Source organism: Enterobacter sp. SENG-6, from assembly GCF_001605945.1.
Classification (GTDB): Bacteria; Pseudomonadota; Gammaproteobacteria; order Enterobacterales; family Enterobacteriaceae; genus Enterobacter; species Enterobacter cloacae.
Window position 1 is genome coordinate 39,545 of sequence record NZ_LOMM01000025.1, and the last position, 17,809, is coordinate 57,353.

Below are 17,809 nucleotides of genomic sequence, written 5' to 3' on the forward strand. Positions count from 1 at the left end.
TCACATTCAAAGAGAGCAACATCATGGAAAACATCAACGAAACCGCCACCACCGAAAACGAAAATCCGAACATTGTGATCCTCGATAATCCAATCATGCGCGGTGAGCAGAAAATCGAACAGGTGACCGTGACTAAACCCAACGCCGGTACTCTGCGCGGCGTTAGTCTGGCCTCGCTGGCTAACTCTGACGTCGATGCGCTGATTAAGGTGCTGCCGCGTATGACGTACCCGACTCTTACCGAGCATGAGGTCATGCGTCTGGAAGCGTCAGACCTGATTTTGTTCGCCGGTAAGGTGGTCGGTTTTTTGTCGCCATCTTCGGCTCGCTGACGTTCCCCGATAACCTGTCGGTCGATGACCTGATGGCGGATATCGCGGTGATTTTTCACTGGCCGCCATCAGAGCTGAATTCCCTGAGCGTGACCGAGCTCATCACATGGCGCGAAAAGGCGCTGCAGCGAAGCGGACACCACCATGAGCAATAACGTCAGGATTGAGGTACTGCTTAACGCAGTAGACCGGGCAAGCCGACCGCTCAAAGCTATCCAGACAGCCAGCAAGACCCTTGCTGGCGATATCCGCACTTCACAGAACAGCCTGCGCGATCTGAATGCGCAGGCGTCCAGAATTGACGGATTCAGGAAAGCGAGCGCACAGCTTGCCGTGACCGGCCAGTCGCTTAACAAGGCGAAACAGGAAGCCGCTGCGCTGGCCGTGCAATTTAAAAACACGCAGAACCCTACAACAGCACAGGCGCGAGCGATGGAAGCGGCGAAGAAATCCGCCGCTGACCTGCAGCTCAAATACAACAGCCTCAGGCAGTCGGTACAGCGTCAGCGCACCGAACTCGCACAGGCCGGGATAAATACTCGTACCCTGTCGGCGGATGAGCGCCGTCTCAAAACCAGCATCAGTGAGACGACCGCACAGCTCAACCGGCAGCGCGAGGCACTGGCGCGGGTCAGTGCACAGCAGGCGAAATTAAGCCAGGTAAAAGAGCGATATAAATCAGGTAAGGAGCTGGCTGGCAATATGGCCGCTGCAGGTGCTGCCGGTGTAGGTATCGCCACGGCGGGAACAATGGCCGGGGTAAAACTACTGATGCCTGGCTATTCGTTTGCACAGAAAAACTCTGAGCTGCAGGCCGTGCTCGGGGTCGATAAACAGTCGCCAGAAATGGAGGCACTGCGTAAACAGGCGCGCCAGCTCGGGGACAATACTGCCGCGTCTGCAGACGATGCGGCGAGCGCGCAGATTATCATTGCGAAAAGCGGCGGGGACGCTGCAGCCATTCAGGCGGCGACGCCGGTCACGCTGAATATGGCGCTGTCTAACCGGCGCTCAATGGAAGAAAACGCCGCGCTGCTGACGGGGATGAAATCCGCGTTTCAGATGTCTAACGACCAGATAGCACACATCGGCGACGTGCTGTCGATGACGATGAACAAAACGGCCGCTGACTTTGACGGGTTGAGCGACGCCCTGACGTATGCTGCGCCGGTAGCAAAAAATGCCGGGGTCAGTATTGAGCAGACCGCCGCAATGGTCGGCGCGCTCCATGATGCCAAAATCACCGGCTCGATGGCGGGGACGGGCAGCCGTGCCGTCCTGAGTCGCCTGCAGGCTCCGACCGGTAAGGCATACGAGGCTATCAAAGAGCTCGGTGTTAAAACGTCTGACAGCAAGGGCAACACGCGCCCGATATTCGCCATTCTGAAAGAAATGCAGCGCAGTTTTGAGAAAAACAATCTCGGAACAAGCCAGCGCGGCGAATATATGAAAACCATCTTTGGTGAGGAAGCCAGCTCGGCGGCGGCGGTGCTGATGACCGCCGCCTCAACCGGCAAACTCGACAAACTCACCGCAGCGTTTAAAGCCTCGGACGGTAAAACCGAGGAGCTGGTCAAAATCATGCAGGACAATCTCGGCGGCGACTTTAAAGAATTTCAGTCTGCCTATGAGGCAGTGGGTACAGACCTGTTTGACCAGCAGAATGATTCGCTGCGTAAGCTGACGCAGACGGCCACGCAATATGTCTTAAAGCTTGATGGCTGGATTAAGCAAAATAAGTCACTCGCGACAACTATCGGCGTGGTGGCCGGGGGCGGGCTGGCGCTGATTGGCGTGCTGGGCGGGATTGGGCTGATAACTTGGCCTGTGGTAATGGGCATCAACGCGATCATCGCCGCTGCCGGTTTTCTCGGTACAAATCTGGCTGCAATGGGTACGGCAATTGTCTCTGTCCTCGGTGCTATCACCTGGCCGGTTGTGGCCGTTGTTGCGGCATTTGTGGCTGGGGCGCTCCTGATTCGTAAATACTGGGAACCAATAAGCGCATTCTTTTCCGGCGTGGTGGAGGGACTTAAAGCGGCCTTTGCGCCGGTGGCGGAAATTTTCGCACCGCTCGCGCCGGTGTTTGATTCTTTCATGGAGAAATTGCGTGGAGTCTGGCAGTGGTTTAAAGACCTGATCGCACCGGTGAAGTCGACGCAGGAGACGCTCGACAGCTGCAAAAATGCGGGTGTGATGTTCGGTAAGGCTATGGCCGATGCGCTGATGTTACCGCTGAAAAGTTTTAACGCATTACGTACCGGCGTTAACTGGCTGCTGGAAAAGCTCGGGGTTATCAATAAAGAATCAACCGACCTCGACCAGAAGGCCGCAAAAGCCAATGCTGCCACCGGCTCGCAAAAAGGGTCTTATATTCCGGCAACCTCTGCATATGGTGGTTATCAGGCATATCAGCCGGTAACGGTGCCCACCGGAAAGACTTACGTCGACCAGAGCAAGCCTGAATATAACATTCACCTGAATGGAGGTATCGCGCCGGGCAGCGACCTTGACCGCCAGCTCCGCGAGGCTGTCGATAAACTCGACCGGGAAAACCGTGCGCGTCAGCGCTCAAGTATGCGTCATGACTGAGGGGGATAAAGCATGTTAATGGTTTTAGGTTTGTTTGTGTTTGAGCGCCGCACGCTGCCCTATCAGTCCATGCAGTATTCGAAGGATTACCGCTGGGCGTCAAACGACCGTATCGGCAAGCCACCGGCTTACCAGTATCTCGGGGAAGGAGAAACCACGCGCACGCTGTCGGGCGTGCTCTATCCCGAAATCACCGGCGGCCGCCTGTCGCTGACGGCTGTCGAGCTGATGGCCGATGAGGGCAGAGCATGGCCGCTGATTGACGGAACGGGCATGATCCACGGCATGTATGTCATCGACAAAGTGACGCATACGCACACTGAACTATTCAGCGACGGCGCGGCCAGAAAAATCGAGTTTAGTCTCTCGCTTAAGCGGGTTGATAAATCGCTGGCGGCCATTTATGGCGACCTGAAAACGCAGGCCGACAATCTGGTCACGTCTGCCGGTAACTGGCTGGGAGGACTGGCAGGATGATTACGGGCATGAATATTCAGGCCGGGGCGAAAATAGCCCCGGCGTTTATGCTTAAGCTGGATAACGACGATATTACGCAGGATTTTAGTGACCGCCTTATCAGCCTGACCATGACCGACAATCGCGGATTCGAGGCCGACCAGCTCGATATCGTGCTCGATGACACCGACGGCCAGATAGCAATGCCGCCGCGCGGAGCAACCTTGACCCTGTGGTTAGGCTGGCAGGGTGCAGCGCTGATAAAAAAAGGGATGTTCACGGTCGACGAAATCGAGCACAGGGGCGCGCCTGATACGCTGACCATCCGGGGACGCAGCGCCGATTTTCGCGGGACTCTGAACTCGCGCCGGGAACAGTCATGGCATGAAACCACGCTCGGGCAAATTGTGGAGACGATTGCGGCACGCAATAAGCTGACGGCCAGCGTCGCCGACATGCTGAAAGCAGTCTCGGTGCCTCACATTGACCAGTCGCAGGAATCCGACGCGGTGTTTCTGTCCCGCCTGGCTGACCGGAACGGTGCCGCGGTTTCGGTCAAAGCGGGGAAACTGCTATTTCTGAAAGCCGGAAGCGGCAAGACGGCCAGCGGGAAGCCCATTCCGCAGATGACGCTTGAGCGCGGCGACGGCGATCGTCATCAGTTTGCCATTGCTGACCGGGAAGCCTATACCGGCGTTACGGCGAAATGGCTGCACACCAAAGACCCGAAGCCGCAAAAGCAAAAGGTGAAGCTCAAGAGAAAACCCAAAGAGAAACACCTCCGCGCGCTGCAGCACCCGAAAGCGACCAAAGCCCCGGCAAAGGCCAAAGCCCAAAAAGAGCAGGAAGCGCGCGAGGGTGAGTATATGGCCGGTGAGGCTGATAACGTGCTGGAGCTTACAACCATTTACGCGACAAAGGCGCAGGCGATGCGCGCCGCTCAGGCGAAGTGGGACAAGCTGCAGCGAGGTGTCGCGGAGTTTTCAATCTCGCTGGCTATTGGCCGGGCAGATTTATTTCCTGAAACGCCAATTGCCGTGAAAGGGTTTAAGCGCGTCATAGACGATCAGGCGTGGATAATCAGCCGTGTGGTGCATAACCTCAACGGGAACGGCTACACCACGGATTTAGAGCTTGAGGTTAAGATTTCGGATGTTGAGTATGAGCAAGTCAACGATTAAACAATGCAAATTTTATCTTGCAAATGCAAATCTGAGGTTTATCATCCCGACTAGATCATGAGAGGGGGGGATATAATTATGATGCACTGTCCATTATGTCAGGACGCTTCACATGCAAGGTCAAGCCGTTACCTAAGCACTGAAACAAAAGAGCGTTATCACCAGTGCCAAAACATAAACTGTGGCTGTACTTTTGTAACACACGAAACACTGGCAAGGTACATAGTTAAGCCAGGTGAAGTAGTGCCAGCCCCTCCCCACCCCTCAAAATACAATCAGGGTAGTCTGTGGCTTTGAACCTGCTCCGGCAGGTTTTTTTATTTCTATCGCCAAGGCGTTAATCTCTGCCGCCAATTTGCCGCCATCGCCAATAAAAAAGGGGCTAGCATTACGCTAACCCCTTGTTTTCTACAAGCTTTCGGATGTTGCGAAAGCGCGTTATTAGTTCAGACGCTCTTTAATACGAGCAGACTTACCAGTACGCTCACGCAGGTAGTACAGTTTAGCTTTACGTACAGCACCACGACGTTTAACAGCAATGCTGTCAACTACCGGAGAGTGAGTCTGGAAGACACGCTCAACGCCTTCGCCGTTGGAAATTTTACGAACAGTGAATGCAGAGTGCAGACCGCGGTTACGAATAGCGATAACCACGCCCTCGAATGCCTGCAGACGTTTTTTGGAACCTTCAACAACCCATACTTTCACTTCCACGGTGTCACCTGGACGGAAGGAAGGTACGTCCTGCTTCATCTGCTCTTGTTCAAGTTGCTTAATAATGTTGCTCATAATTTAATCTCTTATCCTGGGTAAACTGATATTCGGGAGCGTATTACGCATTCCCATCATGTTCATGCTGCTGTTGCGCGTGTTCAGTTTTGAACTCGGCCAGCAACTTTGCTTGCTCTTCAGTCAGAGCCAGGTTTTCCAGAAGTTCAGGTCTTCTAAGCCAGGTTCGGCCCAGCGACTGCTTCAAACGCCAGCGACGTATCTCAGCATGGTTTCCAGACAGTAACACTGCCGGGACTTCCATTCCTTCTAACACTTCAGGACGGGTATAGTGTGGACAGTCCAGCAACCCATCGGCAAAGGAATCTTCCGTTGCCGAAGCTTCATGGCCCAGTACTCCCGGAATGAACCGGGCGACGGAGTCAATCAGCGTCATTGCGGGTAACTCACCACCGCTGAGAACGTAATCGCCGATAGACCATTCTTCGTCAATCTCGGTTTGAATTACGCGCTCATCTATCCCTTCGTAGCGACCACAGACCAGAATCAGTTTTTGATTCGTCGCCAGTTCGCTGACGCCCGCTTGATCAAGCTTGCGTCCCTGAGGTGACAGATAAATCACCTTTGCGCCTTCACCTGCCGCGGCTTTTGCTGTGTGAATGGCGTCCCGTAAGGGTTGCACCATCATTAACATCCCCGGTCCGCCGCCGTAAGGACGATCGTCCACGGTACGGTGCCGGTCATGCGTGAAGTCACGAGGACTCCAGCTCTGGATGCTCAGCAGGCCATTCTTTACTGCCCGGCCAGTTACCCCGTAATCGGTAATCGCGCGGAACATTTCAGGAAACAGGCTAATTATGCCAATCCACATAGCGCCGTCTTTTACCGTTTATCCGGAGAATTTAAAAACCAGGATCCCAATCTACTTCAATCGTTTGAGTAGCGAGATCGACTTTCTTGATAACCTGTCCATCGAGGAACGGAACCAACCGCTCCTTGATGCCAAATGCATCTTTCAGGTTTGCCTTAATGACGAGAACGTCATTGGACCCGGTTTCCATCATGTCGATGACTTTCCCCAGGCTGTAGCCTTCAGTAGTGACTACCTGGCAACCCATAAGGTCTTTCCAGTAATAGTCGCCTTCTTCGAGCTCCGGCAACTGCGACGAATCCACGACAATTTCACAATTAGTCAGTGCATTCGCGGCATCACGATCGTCAACGCCTTTCAGCTTGATGATGATGTCCTGATTGTGGTGACGCCAGCTTTCCAGCTCGACCTCTTCCCACTTACCGCCTTTCTGGATAAACCAGGGCTGGTAATTAAAAATGCTATCAGCGTCTTCAGTGGAGGAAAACACTCTGAGCCAACCACGGATACCGTAGCAAGAACCCATTTTGCCCAATACAATCGGTTCAACAGGTGCTTTATTGCTCATCATGACCACCGTGACAGATTAAGCTGCTTTGTTTGCTGCTTTGATCAGCGTAGCAACGCGATCGGAAACAGTCGCGCCCTGGCCAACCCAGTGAGCGATACGATCCAGATCCAGACGAGTTTCTTCTTCTGCGCCAGCGGCCAGTGGGTTGAAGAAACCAACGCGCTCGATGAAGCGACCGTTGCGTGCATTACGGCTGTCAGTCACAACAACCTGGTAGAACGGACGCTTTTTAGCGCCGTGACGTGCTAAACGAATAGTTACCATAACATCCTCTTGTGTGAATAAAACAACCGGGCCCCATCGAGGAACGGAGCCCGGGTGTCATATTAAAAGCCCGAAAATTTTACTCATTTTCGGGCAAAAAGCAATCTCAAAAGCGATTATCGCCCAGGAAAACCGGGTGGCATCATGCCTTTCATGCCACGCATCATTTTCGCCATGCCGCCTTTCTTCATTTTCTTCATCATGCGCTGCATGTCGTCGAACTGTTTCAGAAGGCGGTTAACGTCCTGCACCTGCATGCCGCAACCGGCTGCGATACGGCGCTTACGGGAACCTTTGATGATATCCGGGTTAGCACGCTCTTTGAGGGTCATTGAGTTGATGATCGCCTCCATACGCACCAGCACCTTGTCATCCATCTGCGCTTTTACGTTGTCTGGGATCTGGCCCATGCCCGGCAGTTTGCCCATCAGGCTTGCCATGCCGCCCATGTTTTTCATCTGACGCAGCTGCTCAAGGAAGTCGGTCAGATCGAAACCGTCGCCTTTTTTCAGCTTGCTGGCCAGCTTCTCGGCCTGCGCACGGTCAACTTTGCTCTCGATATCTTCAATCAGCGACAGCACGTCGCCCATGCCGAGGATACGGGAGGCTATACGGTCCGGGTGGAACGGCTCCAGCGCTTCGGTTTTTTCGCCCACACCGAGGAATTTGATCGGCTTACCGGTGATATGACGAATAGAAAGCGCCGCACCACCGCGGGCGTCACCGTCCACTTTGGTCAGCACCACGCCGGTTAACGGCAGCGCTTCGTTGAACGCTTTCGCGGTGTTCGCCGCATCCTGGCCGGTCATGGCGTCAACCACAAACAGGGTCTCTACCGGGTTGATAGAAGCATGCACCTGTTTGATTTCGTCCATCATCGCTTCGTCGACGTGCAGACGACCGGCGGTATCCACCAGCAGCACGTCGTAGAACTTCAGCTTCGCCTCTTTCAGCGCTGCGTTCACGATGTCGACTGGCTTCTGGGCCACGTCAGACGGGAAGAAATCGACCCCAACCTGCTGCGCCAGGGTCTCCAGCTGTTTGATCGCCGCCGGGCGATAAACGTCCGCAGAAACCACCAGCACTTTTTTCTTGTGCTTCTCGCGCAGGAATTTACCCAGCTTACCGACGCTGGTGGTTTTACCCGCACCCTGCAGACCCGCCATCAACACGACGGCCGGAGGCTGAGCCGCCAGGTTCAGGACCTGGTTCTCTTCGCCCATCGCCGAAACCAGTTCGTTACGAACGATTTTGACGAACTCCTGACCCGGGGTCAGGCTCTTGTTAACTTCATGACCAACCGCCTTCTCTTTAACGCGGTTGATAAAATCACGAACAACCGGCAACGCGACGTCTGCTTCCAGCAGCGCCATGCGCACTTCGCGCAGCGTTTCCTTGATGTTGTCTTCGGTAAGGCGTCCGCGGCCGCTGATGTTGCGCAGCGTGCGCGACAAACGATCGGTTAAATTATCAAACATTGTCTCTCGCCTGAGTAGAAACGTTGGGCCGCCATGAGCGACACATACACAGAATTTTGCCGGAGTATAACATGAAGGCGCCTTTGTTGTTATGCAACGGTTGGAGCAGGCGTCACGTAACGTTATACTGCTTCTCTTTCTTATTAAGACAACTGTCGATGCCTATATGCCTGTTTTCGCACTGATCGCCCTTGTTGCCTACTCTGTCAGCCTTGCGCTGATCATTCCCGGACTGCTGCAAAAAAACAGCGGCTGGCGGCGCATGGCTATTCTGTCGGCGGTGATCGCACTGATTAGTCACGCTTTTGCGCTGGAATCGCGCATCATTCCCGGTGACGGCAGCGTGCAAAACCTGAGCGTGCTGAACGTCGGTTCGCTGGTCAGCCTGATGATCTGTACGGTGATGACCATTGTCGCCTCTAAGAATCGCGGCTGGCTGTTGCTGCCCATTGTTTATGCCTTCGCGCTGATCAATCTGGCCTTAGCCACCTTTATGCCCAATGAGTTCATTACGCATCTGGAAGCCACGCCGGGCATGCTGGTGCATATCGGCCTGTCGCTGTTCTCTTACGCAACGCTGATCATTGCCGCGCTCTATGCCATGCAGCTCGCCTGGATTGACTACCAGTTGAAAAACAAAAAACTGGCGTTTAACCATGAGATGCCGCCGCTGATGGTCATTGAGCGTAAGATGTTCCACATCACCCAGGTCGGCGTAGTATTATTGACCTTAACGCTCTGCACTGGCCTGTTTTATATGAAAAACCTGTTCAGCGTGGAGAATATTGACAAAGCGGTGCTCTCCATCATCGCGTGGTTTGTCTATATTGTGCTGTTATGGGGCCATTATCATGAGGGCTGGCGCGGTCGTCGCGTGGTCTGGTTCAATGTCGCGGGTGCGGGCATACTCACCCTTGCCTATTTCGGAAGTCGCTTCATACAGCAATTTGCTGGCTAAGTAACAAAGGAGTTCCCCCTGGAACACATCTCTACCACCACGCTGATCGTTACGCTGATCGTCATGGTGGTCATCTCCGCCTATTTCTCTGGCTCGGAAACCGGCATGATGACCTTAAACCGCTACCGGTTACGTCATCGTGCTAAACAGGGTAACCGTGCCGCACGTCGCGTTGAAAAGCTGCTCCGTAAACCGGATCGCCTGATAAGCCTGGTGCTTATCGGTAACAACCTCGTCAATATCCTCGCCTCTGCGCTGGGCACCATTGTCGGGATGCGCCTGTACGGCAACGCCGGGGTCGCGATTGCTACCGGCGTACTGACGTTTGTGGTGCTGGTGTTTGCGGAAGTGCTGCCCAAAACCATCGCTGCGCTTTACCCGGAAAAAGTGGCTTACCCGAGCAGCTTCCTGCTGGCACCGCTGCTGATCCTGATGATGCCGCTGGTCTGGCTGTTGAATATGGTCACCCGTATCCTGATGCGCATGGTCGGTATCAAAGCCGACGTCGCCATCAGCAGCGCACTCAGCAAAGACGAGCTGCGCACCATCGTGAACGAATCCCGCTCGCAGATTTCACGCCGCAATCAGGACATGCTCCTGTCGGTGCTGGATCTGGAAAAGGTCAGCGTTAACGACATTATGGTGCCGCGTAACGAAATCGTCGGGATTGATATTAACGACGACTGGAAGGCCATCGTCCGCCAGCTGACCCACTCCCCGCATGGACGCATTGTGCTTTATCGCGACTCCCTGGACGACGCCATCAGTATGCTGCGCGTGCGGGAAGCCTATCGCCTGATGACCGAGAAAAAAGAGTTCACTAAAGAGGTGATGCTGCGCGCCGCCGACGAGATTTACTACGTGCCGGAAGGAACGCCACTCAGCACGCAGCTGGTAAAATTCCAGCGTAACAAGAAGAAAGTCGGCCTGGTGGTCGATGAGTATGGCGATATTCAGGGGCTGGTGACGGTCGAAGATATTCTGGAAGAGATTGTCGGAGACTTTACCACCTCCATGTCCCCTTCTCTTGCGGAAGAGGTCACGCCGCAAAACGACGGTTCGGTGCTGATTGACGGCAGCGCGAACATCCGCGAACTCAATAAAGCCTTTAACTGGCATCTGCCGGAAGATGAGGCTCGCACCATGAACGGGATGATTCTGGAAGCGCTGGAAGAGATCCCGGCGGCGGGCACGCGGGTGCGCATTGAACAGTATGATATTGATATTCTGGACGTGCAGGACAATATGATTAAGCAGGTGAAGGTCCTGCCTGTTAAACCACTGCGCGAAAGTATCGCGGAATAAAGTTGTAGGCCGGGCAAGGCGAAGCCGCCGCCCGGCACTACGGGACGGCAAATTACGCTTTCGCTTTCGCCACGGTTACCATCGCAGCACGGATGGTACGGCCGTTCAGGGTATACCCTTTCTGCATCACGCCCAGCACTTTACCGGCTTCAACGTCTTCTGATTCCACCATCGCAATTGCCTGGTGCACGTTAGGATCCAGCGGGACGTCGGTATCGGCAATCACTTCCACGCCAAACTTACGCACCACGTCCAGCATGGATTTCAGCGTCAGTTCGATACCTTCGATCATTGCCGCATTGTCCGGATTCGCTTTATCAGCTACTTCCAGCGCGCGATCGAGGCTGTCGATTACCGGCAGCAGTTCGTTGACGAATTTCTCCAGCGCAAACTTATGCGCCTTTTCAACGTCCTGTTCGGTACGACGACGCAGGTTTTCCATTTCCGCCTTGATGCGCAGAACACTGTCGCGTTCGCGATTCTGTGCTTCTACCAGTTGGGCTTCCAGATTCGCAATTTTTTCATCGCGCGGGTCCACCTGCTCAGCAGATGCGTCTGGCTCTACAGCCTCAACTTCATCGTGCTGTTCCGTGATAATTTCTTCAGGGGCTTGCCCCTCAGGCGTTTTCTGTTCTTTACTACTCATGAATTTCTCCGCGTTTTTCTGCATTCATCTCGCTAACTTCGCTTATTATGGGGATCAGTTTCCTGGATTCAAGGGAACAAGAGAGATTGTCATCATTCATCAGGCACAAGGACCTCCAGAAAATGAATAATCATTTCAGGTGTATTGGGATCGTCGGGCACCCGCGTCACCCTACGGCATTGACGACACATGAAATGTTGTATCGCTGGCTGTGTAGCAAAGGCTATGAAGTGATGGTTGAGCAGCAGATCGCTCAGGAGCTGCAGCTTAAGAGCGTCAAAACCGGCACGCTGGCAGAGATTGGACAGCAGGCGGATCTTGCCGTGGTGGTCGGCGGCGACGGCAACATGCTCGGCGCGGCTCGCACGCTGGCGCGCTACGACATAAAAGTCATCGGCATCAACCGTGGCAATCTCGGTTTTCTGACCGACCTCGACCCGGACAACGCGCAGCAGCAGCTGGCCGATGTGCTGGAAGGACATTACATCAGCGAAAAACGTTTTTTACTGGAAGCGCAGGTGTGTCAGCAGGACTGCCAGAAACGCATCAGCACCGCCATTAACGAGGTGGTACTTCACCCCGGCAAAGTGGCGCATATGATTGAGTTCGAAGTGTATATCGATGAAATCTTCGCGTTCTCCCAGCGCTCTGACGGGCTGATTATCTCCACGCCGACGGGCTCGACCGCCTATTCGCTTTCCGCGGGAGGACCAATCCTGACGCCTTCGCTGGATGCCATTACGCTGGTGCCGATGTTCCCGCACACCCTTTCTGCCCGCCCGCTGGTGATTAACGGCAGCAGCACCATTCGCCTGCGTTTCTCGCACCGCCGTAATGACCTGGAGATCAGCTGCGACAGCCAGATCGCACTGCCTATTCAGGAAGGTGAAGATGTACTGATTCGTCGGTGTGATTATCACCTGAACCTTATTCACCCGAAAGATTACAGCTATTTCAACACATTAAGCTCGAAGCTTGGCTGGTCAAAAAAATTGTTCTGATTTTGCATCCAGTACTTTACTGTATAAAAAACCAGTTTATACTGTATGAAAACACAGTTATGGTTTTTCATACAGGAAAACAATTATGCTGGCACAACTGACCATCAGCAACTTTGCCATTGTTCGTGAGCTTGAGATCGATTTCCACAGCGGCATGACGGCGATCACTGGGGAAACCGGTGCGGGTAAATCCATTGCCATTGATGCCCTCGGCTTGTGCCTTGGCGGGCGTGCTGAGGGTGACATGGTGCGCATGGGCGCCAACCGTGCTGACCTCTGCGCTCGCTTCTCCCTGAAAGACACCCCTGCAGCCCTGCGCTGGCTCGAAGAAAACCAGCTTGAAGATGGACGTGAGTGTTTACTTCGTCGCGTTATCAGCAGCGACGGTCGTTCACGCGGTTTTATCAACGGCACGGCGGTACCGCTTTCTCAGCTTCGCGAGCTGGGCCAGTTGCTAATTCAAATCCATGGTCAGCACGCGCATCAGCAACTGGTTAAGCCGGAGCAGCAAAAATCGCTACTCGATGGCTATGCAGGTGAGTATGCACTTACTCAGTTGATGGCAGAACACTATCGCCAGTGGCACCAGAGTTGCCGCGAGCTGGCTCAGCATCAGCAGCAAAGCCAGGAGCGTGCCGCACGCGCCGAGCTGCTGGAGTATCAGCTCAAAGAACTGAACGAGTTTAACCCGCAGGCGGGTGAGTTCGAACTTATTGACGAAGAGTACAAGCGTCTGGCCAACAGTGGCCATCTGCTCTCTACCAGCCAGAACGCCCTCACCTTACTGGCAGATGGCGAAGACGTTAATCTGCAAAGCCAGCTGTATAACGTGCGTCAGCTTGTTACCGAGCTGGCGGGCATGGACAGCAAACTGTCCGGCGTGCTGGATATGCTGGAAGAGGCGGCGATTCAAATCTCTGAAGCCGGTGATGAACTGCGCCACTACTGTGAACGCCTGGATCTCGACCCCAATCGCCTGTTTGAACTGGAACAGCGCATTTCCCGTCAGATTTCTTTGGCGCGCAAGCACCACGTCACGCCGGAAGAGTTGCCTGCGTTCTATCAGTCTCTCCTTGATGAACAGCAGCAACTTGACGATCAGGCTGATTCACTGGAAACCCTGACTCTGGCGGTAAACCAGCACCATCAGCAGGCGCTGACCACGGCGAAAAAGCTGCATGAAGTTCGTCAGCATTATGCTCAGGAACTCAGCCAGCACATCACCGACAGCATGCATACGCTGGCGATGCCACACGGCATATTCACGATTGATGTCCGCTTCGAAGAGAACTCCCTGACGGCGGAAGGCGCGGATCGCATCGAATTCCGTGTCACCACCAACCCAGGCCAGCCGTTACAGCCTATTTCCAAAGTGGCATCTGGCGGTGAGCTCTCCCGTATTGCTCTGGCGATCCAGGTTATCACCGCCCGTAAAATGGAAACCCCGGCCCTGATTTTCGATGAAGTGGATGTGGGGATCAGCGGCCCGACGGCGGCGGTAGTGGGTAAACTGCTGCGCCAGCTCGGTGAATCGACCCAAGTGATGTGCGTCACCCACCTGCCGCAGGTGGCGGGCTGTGGTCATCATCACTTTATCGTCAGCAAAGAAACGGACGGTGAAATGACCGAAACGCACATGAAACCGCTGGATAAACGCTCGCGCCTGCAGGAGCTGGCTCGTCTGCTGGGAGGCAGCGAAGTCACCCGCAATACGCTCGCGAATGCGAAAGAACTGCTGGCGGCATAAACTTTTTCGGGATCTCAGGGTCATACAGAACAACAAAAACGCCGCCAGACCGGTTTCAAAGTGGGGCAAGGTCTATTATCATCGGCATATTACATATGAGCCGCGTACTGCTCGGGCCCGAAAAGGAATCAAATCACTATGCGCTGTAAAACGCTGACCGCTGCCGCTGCGGTTCTTCTGATGTTGACCGCAGGCTGTTCCACTCTGGAGAAAGTGGTTTACCGTCCTGACATCAACCAGGGGAACTATCTTACCCCTAACGATGTGTCTAAAATCCGTGTAGGGATGACACAACAGCAGGTCGCTTATGCACTGGGAACCCCGATGATGTCCGATCCGTTCGGCACCAACACCTGGTTCTATGTATTCCGTCAGCAGCCAGGCCACGAAGATGTGACCCAGCAGACCCTGACGCTGACCTTCAGCAGCGCCGGTGTGTTGACCAACATCGACAACAAGCCTGCCCTGACCAAATAATCCGGCGTCAGAAATGCAAAAAGGTGCTCAATGAGCACCTTTTTTGTATCGACATTTCGCACTGGATCGTAGCCCCGGTAAGCGCAGCGCCACTGTGGGAATAAAGCACTACTTACCTGATTTCTCTGCACGCTGGCGACGCAGCTCTTTCGGGTCGGCAATCAGCGGGCGATAAATCTCCACCCGGTCGCCCTCTTTCAGCACATCGCCCAGCTTCACCGGACGGCTGTAAATGCCGACTTTATTTTTTGCCAGATCGATATCGCGACGAAGCTCCAGAATGCCAGAAGCTCGGATAGCCGCCTCAACGGTTGCGCCCTCTTCCAGCGTCACGCGCTGCAGATACTGCTTCTCCGGCAACGCGTAGACCACTTCCACAGCTATCTTATGCAACACTGTAGACCTCTTTGGCGCGGGTCGTGAACGCCTGAACCATATTGGACGCCAGCTCTTTGAAGATGCGGCCAAACGCCAGCTCAATCAGCTTATTGGTAAACTCAAAGTCCAGATGGAACTCGATGCGGCAGGCATCAGCGCTCAGCGGCGTAAACTTCCAGCCTCCCATCAGGGTCTTGAATGGACCATCCACCAGATGCATCAAAATACTCTGATTGTTCGTCAGCGTATTGCGGGTGGTGAACGTCTTGCTGATCCCCGCTTTGGAGACATCCACCGCCGCCGTCATCTGCGTCGGGCCAGACTCCAGAACGCGGCTCCCGGTACACCCAGGGATAAATTCTGGATAAGACTGAACATCGTTCACTAACTGATACATTTGTTCCGCGCTGTAAGGTACAAGCGCAGTACGGCTAATCTGAGGCATAGCATTTCCCATGGTCACACAACGGACAAATAATAACATTTATCACCTGTTAAAAAAACGCTAAGCCTCATCTCGTGCTAAGATAGCGCGTTAGACCTCACAGGACGCAATGAGGTGACTTTTTGAAATCAGATTACCGACGGCTTTACGACACTTATGACGAAGAAAAAAGCACATAAACCAGGCTCGGCGACCATTGCGCTCAACAAGCGTGCTCGCCATGAGTATTTCATTGAAGAAGAATTTGAAGCTGGCCTTGCCCTGCAGGGCTGGGAAGTAAAATCGCTGCGCGCCGGGAAAGCCAACATCGGCGATAGCTATGTGATCCTGAAAGATGGCGAAGCCTTCCTGTTCGGTGCCAACTTTACGCCGCTGACCGTCGCCTCTTCGCACTACGTGTGTGACCCAACGCGTACCCGTAAGCTGCTGCTGAACAAGCGTGAACTAGAATCCCTCTACGGGCGCATTAACCGTGAAGGCTTTACCGTGGTCGCGCTGTCGCTGTACTGGAAAAACGCCTGGTGCAAAGTGAAAGTTGGCGTTGCCAAAGGTAAAAAACAGCACGACAAACGTACTGACTTGAAAGAGCGCGAATGGCAGCTCGACAAAGCGCGCATTATGAAAAACGCAGGACGTTGATTCTGCACACTTATTGTACTATTCAATAAGTTAGCGTTCCGGGCTGGTATCCAGGAAGTGAAATCTGGTATACTGAGTTCAACACTATTGGGGCTGATTCTGGATTCGACGGGATTTGCGAAACCCAAGGTGCATGCCGAGGGGCGGTTTGCCTCGTTAAAAGCCGCAAAAAAATAGTCGCAAACGACGAAAACTACGCTTTAGCAGCTTAATAACCTGCTCTGAGCCCTCTCTCCCTAGCTTCCGCTCTTAAGACGGGGATCAAAGAGAGGTCAAACCCAAAAGAGATCGCGTGGAAGCCCTGCCTGGGGTTGAAGCGTTAAAACTAATCAGGCTAGTTCGTTAGTGGCGTGTCTGTCCGCAGCTGGCGTGCGAATGTAAAGACAAACTAAGCATGTAGTACCGAGGATGTAGAAATTTCGGACGCGGGTTCAACTCCCGCCAGCTCCACCACTTTTGATAGGACTGCAACCGGACAGTGGCAATAAAAACAGCCACTTACGGACTCTGACCAGACAGAGCTCAGACCGAGAAAAGACAAAAAAATGCACGTGAAATGCACGTGCACTTTAAAAGAACCCCAGATCTCACGGTCTGGGGTTTTTCTATTTGTAACTAAGGGTAACAAAAACACATCCCCTTTCGTGCTCCGCTCGCCTTGACACTGTTTATTTTTACAGTAAAAATACTGTATACAACCACAGTGGTTTTCCGGAGGCTTTTATGTTCGTTGAACTGGTTTATGACAAGCGAAATGTAGAGGGACTTGAAGGGGCCAGAGAGATTATCCTGGCAGAGCTGACGAAGCGAGTGCACCAGATCTTCCCTGATGCCGAAGTGAGGGTGAAGCCGATGCAGGCGAACGGCTTGAATAGCGATGCCAGCAAAAGCGATCGGGAAAAGCTGAACCGCATGCTGGAGGAAATGTTTGAAGACGCAAATATGTGGCTGGTGAATGATTAGCAAAGCCCGTGTTCGCTTCGTGCATACCTTCAACTACGCAGACATGCACCACTACCCATCGTACTTTTCCGATATTGAACGGCACTTCATCTTAGTGGCGTTAAATAATAAGCACTTTTACTACTCACTGTTTTTGCGGTCACTCCAATAGATGCCCTTTTCAGTGCCGCATTAAATGCAACTAACGTTACCGGTCTTGGAGTTGTCTTGGTACGATGTGAATGGCTCTGAAACAAAAACACATCTTCAGGATACTTCTCCCTGCGGGAGTGGAGAATTCTTTTAACTCCTGGCTTAAGAGCAATGCATCTTTCCCTCAGTCCTTTTGTGGCTGAAAGAACAAGAATATCATGGCTCACATCATCAAACTTTGCCCCAAGAAGCTGTCCGGGCTTAGCCTGACTCAGATACAACATTGCCCAGAGATCTGACCATGTATCAGAAATATTCTCAAGATTCCGCTTGATAGCAATAAATTCAACTACGGTAAGCCCCCACACATCTCTCATCATTCCTTTCAGTAGATCCTCTTGTTACATGAAGCTTATGTACAAACAGAATCTTCATGGTTGTAACATTCAATATTCGAATTACCGAACAGTGCCCAGCAACCGTAGCTCATTTTTACATATGGCTGTCCGAAACATCAAACATCCTGCTCTCATACTAAGAATTTTTTGTTCTGAACGTTTGCATGACCTGCTCCCCGTTGATTAGTACACCCCGATGTTAGTAATGTCTTCATAAGCCACATGAGGACATCCCCATGAAGAAGC

Annotated in this window: 22 protein-coding genes and 1 other RNA gene; 14 read left to right on the forward strand and 9 right to left on the reverse strand. The window is 53.3% G+C overall.

Annotation, left to right across the window (positions count from 1 at the left end):
- The first annotated feature begins 23 nt into the window (after positions 1 to 23).
- From AX755_RS13970 to AX755_RS24625, 6 genes are all read left to right on the forward strand, one after another.
- A complete protein-coding gene (locus tag AX755_RS13970) occupies positions 24 to 332 on the forward strand; it encodes a phage tail assembly protein (RefSeq protein ID WP_062856939.1) in 309 nt (102 codons plus the stop codon).
- On the forward strand, positions 329 to 487 hold the full coding sequence (locus tag AX755_RS13975) for a GpE family phage tail protein (RefSeq protein WP_240326290.1): 159 nt from the start codon (positions 329 to 331) through the stop codon (positions 485 to 487). Before AX755_RS13970 ends, AX755_RS13975 begins: the two co-directional genes overlap by 4 nt.
- On the forward strand, positions 477 to 2,924 hold the full coding sequence (locus AX755_RS13980; protein ID WP_062856940.1) for a phage tail tape measure protein: 2,448 nt from the start codon (positions 477 to 479) through the stop codon (positions 2,922 to 2,924). The genes AX755_RS13975 and AX755_RS13980 overlap by 11 nt, the downstream gene beginning before the upstream one ends.
- Before the next feature lie 12 nt (positions 2,925 to 2,936).
- Positions 2,937 to 3,401: a phage tail protein gene (locus AX755_RS13985; protein WP_062856941.1), complete on the forward strand. Its 465-nt coding sequence runs from the start codon at positions 2,937 to 2,939 to the stop codon at positions 3,399 to 3,401.
- Complete coding sequence (locus tag AX755_RS13990) at positions 3,398 to 4,561, forward strand: phage late control D family protein (protein WP_062856942.1); 1,164 nt, start codon at positions 3,398 to 3,400, stop codon at positions 4,559 to 4,561. The genes AX755_RS13985 and AX755_RS13990 overlap by 4 nt, the downstream gene beginning before the upstream one ends.
- 78 nt (positions 4,562 to 4,639) lie before the next feature.
- Positions 4,640 to 4,858 carry a DNA-binding transcriptional regulator gene (locus tag AX755_RS24625; protein ID WP_071847085.1) on the forward strand — a complete coding sequence of 73 codons (219 nt, stop codon included), beginning with the start codon at positions 4,640 to 4,642 and terminating at the stop codon, positions 4,856 to 4,858.
- A 144-nt stretch (positions 4,859 to 5,002) separates the two neighbouring features.
- On the opposite strand, the gene rplS is transcribed toward AX755_RS24625, so the two are convergent.
- The 5 genes from rplS to ffh form a co-directional block, all read right to left on the reverse strand.
- Positions 5,003 to 5,350, reverse strand: coding sequence for a 50S ribosomal protein L19 (gene rplS / locus AX755_RS13995; RefSeq protein ID WP_002914145.1), 348 nt, complete (start codon positions 5,348 to 5,350; stop codon positions 5,003 to 5,005).
- 43 nt (positions 5,351 to 5,393) lie between these two features.
- Entirely contained in the window at positions 5,394 to 6,161 is a 768-nt protein-coding gene (gene trmD, locus AX755_RS14000) for a tRNA (guanosine(37)-N1)-methyltransferase TrmD (protein WP_008502493.1), read from the reverse strand.
- A gap of 31 nt (positions 6,162 to 6,192) precedes the next feature.
- Complete coding sequence (rimM, locus tag AX755_RS14005) at positions 6,193 to 6,732, reverse strand: ribosome maturation factor RimM (RefSeq protein WP_013098350.1); 540 nt, start codon at positions 6,730 to 6,732, stop codon at positions 6,193 to 6,195.
- A 15-nt stretch (positions 6,733 to 6,747) separates the two neighbouring features.
- A complete protein-coding gene (rpsP, locus tag AX755_RS14010; protein WP_003863133.1) occupies positions 6,748 to 6,996 on the reverse strand; it encodes a 30S ribosomal protein S16 in 249 nt (82 codons plus the stop codon).
- Positions 6,997 to 7,112: 116 nt separating this feature from the next.
- Entirely contained in the window at positions 7,113 to 8,474 is a 1,362-nt protein-coding gene (ffh, locus tag AX755_RS14015) for a signal recognition particle protein (RefSeq protein WP_013098351.1), read from the reverse strand.
- Positions 8,475 to 8,640: 166 nt separating this feature from the next.
- On the opposite strand from ffh, the gene AX755_RS14020 reads away from it, so the two are divergent.
- Together AX755_RS14020 and AX755_RS14025 are read left to right on the forward strand one after the other, a co-directional pair.
- A complete protein-coding gene (locus AX755_RS14020) occupies positions 8,641 to 9,432 on the forward strand; it encodes a cytochrome C assembly family protein (protein ID WP_014832951.1) in 792 nt (263 codons plus the stop codon).
- Positions 9,433 to 9,450: 18 nt separating this feature from the next.
- Positions 9,451 to 10,737 carry an HlyC/CorC family transporter gene (locus AX755_RS14025; protein ID WP_028028086.1) on the forward strand — a complete coding sequence of 429 codons (1,287 nt, stop codon included), beginning with the start codon at positions 9,451 to 9,453 and terminating at the stop codon, positions 10,735 to 10,737.
- Between the two features lie 52 nt (positions 10,738 to 10,789).
- Here the strand turns inward: AX755_RS14025 and grpE are convergent, their stop codons facing one another.
- Complete coding sequence (gene grpE / locus AX755_RS14030) at positions 10,790 to 11,383, reverse strand: nucleotide exchange factor GrpE (protein WP_013098354.1); 594 nt, start codon at positions 11,381 to 11,383, stop codon at positions 10,790 to 10,792.
- A gap of 122 nt (positions 11,384 to 11,505) precedes the next feature.
- Between grpE and nadK the strand changes: the two genes are divergently transcribed.
- From nadK to bamE, 3 genes are all read left to right on the forward strand, one after another.
- The gene (gene nadK, locus AX755_RS14040; protein WP_013098356.1) at positions 11,506 to 12,384 is read left to right on the forward strand and encodes an NAD(+) kinase; all 879 of its coding nucleotides are present in this window, start codon (positions 11,506 to 11,508) and stop codon (positions 12,382 to 12,384) included.
- Between the two features lie 85 nt (positions 12,385 to 12,469).
- The gene (gene recN, locus AX755_RS14045) at positions 12,470 to 14,131 is read left to right on the forward strand and encodes a DNA repair protein RecN (protein WP_023622551.1); all 1,662 of its coding nucleotides are present in this window, start codon (positions 12,470 to 12,472) and stop codon (positions 14,129 to 14,131) included.
- A gap of 138 nt (positions 14,132 to 14,269) precedes the next feature.
- A complete protein-coding gene (gene bamE / locus AX755_RS14050) occupies positions 14,270 to 14,608 on the forward strand; it encodes an outer membrane protein assembly factor BamE (RefSeq protein ID WP_003863121.1) in 339 nt (112 codons plus the stop codon).
- A 108-nt stretch (positions 14,609 to 14,716) separates the two neighbouring features.
- On the opposite strand, the gene AX755_RS14055 is transcribed toward bamE, so the two are convergent.
- A complete protein-coding gene (locus AX755_RS14055; RefSeq protein WP_062856943.1) occupies positions 14,717 to 15,004 on the reverse strand; it encodes an RnfH family protein in 288 nt (95 codons plus the stop codon).
- On the reverse strand, positions 14,994 to 15,431 hold the full coding sequence (locus tag AX755_RS14060; protein ID WP_008502504.1) for a type II toxin-antitoxin system RatA family toxin: 438 nt from the start codon (positions 15,429 to 15,431) through the stop codon (positions 14,994 to 14,996). The genes AX755_RS14055 and AX755_RS14060 overlap by 11 nt, the downstream gene beginning before the upstream one ends.
- A gap of 156 nt (positions 15,432 to 15,587) precedes the next feature.
- Between AX755_RS14060 and smpB the strand changes: the two genes are divergently transcribed.
- From smpB to AX755_RS14075, 3 genes are all read left to right on the forward strand, one after another.
- The gene (gene smpB / locus AX755_RS14065; RefSeq protein WP_008502505.1) at positions 15,588 to 16,070 is read left to right on the forward strand and encodes an SsrA-binding protein SmpB; all 483 of its coding nucleotides are present in this window, start codon (positions 15,588 to 15,590) and stop codon (positions 16,068 to 16,070) included.
- A gap of 89 nt (positions 16,071 to 16,159) precedes the next feature.
- Positions 16,160 to 16,523: a transfer-messenger RNA gene (gene ssrA / locus AX755_RS14070) on the forward strand.
- Positions 16,524 to 16,793: 270 nt separating this feature from the next.
- Complete coding sequence (locus AX755_RS14075) at positions 16,794 to 17,033, forward strand: DinI family protein (RefSeq protein WP_013096351.1); 240 nt, start codon at positions 16,794 to 16,796, stop codon at positions 17,031 to 17,033.
- An 86-nt stretch (positions 17,034 to 17,119) separates the two neighbouring features.
- Here the strand turns inward: AX755_RS14075 and AX755_RS14080 are convergent, their stop codons facing one another.
- Positions 17,120 to 17,545: a hypothetical protein gene (locus tag AX755_RS14080; RefSeq protein ID WP_123906383.1), complete on the reverse strand. Its 426-nt coding sequence runs from the start codon at positions 17,543 to 17,545 to the stop codon at positions 17,120 to 17,122.
- Between the last annotated feature and the right edge of the window lie 264 nt (positions 17,546 to 17,809).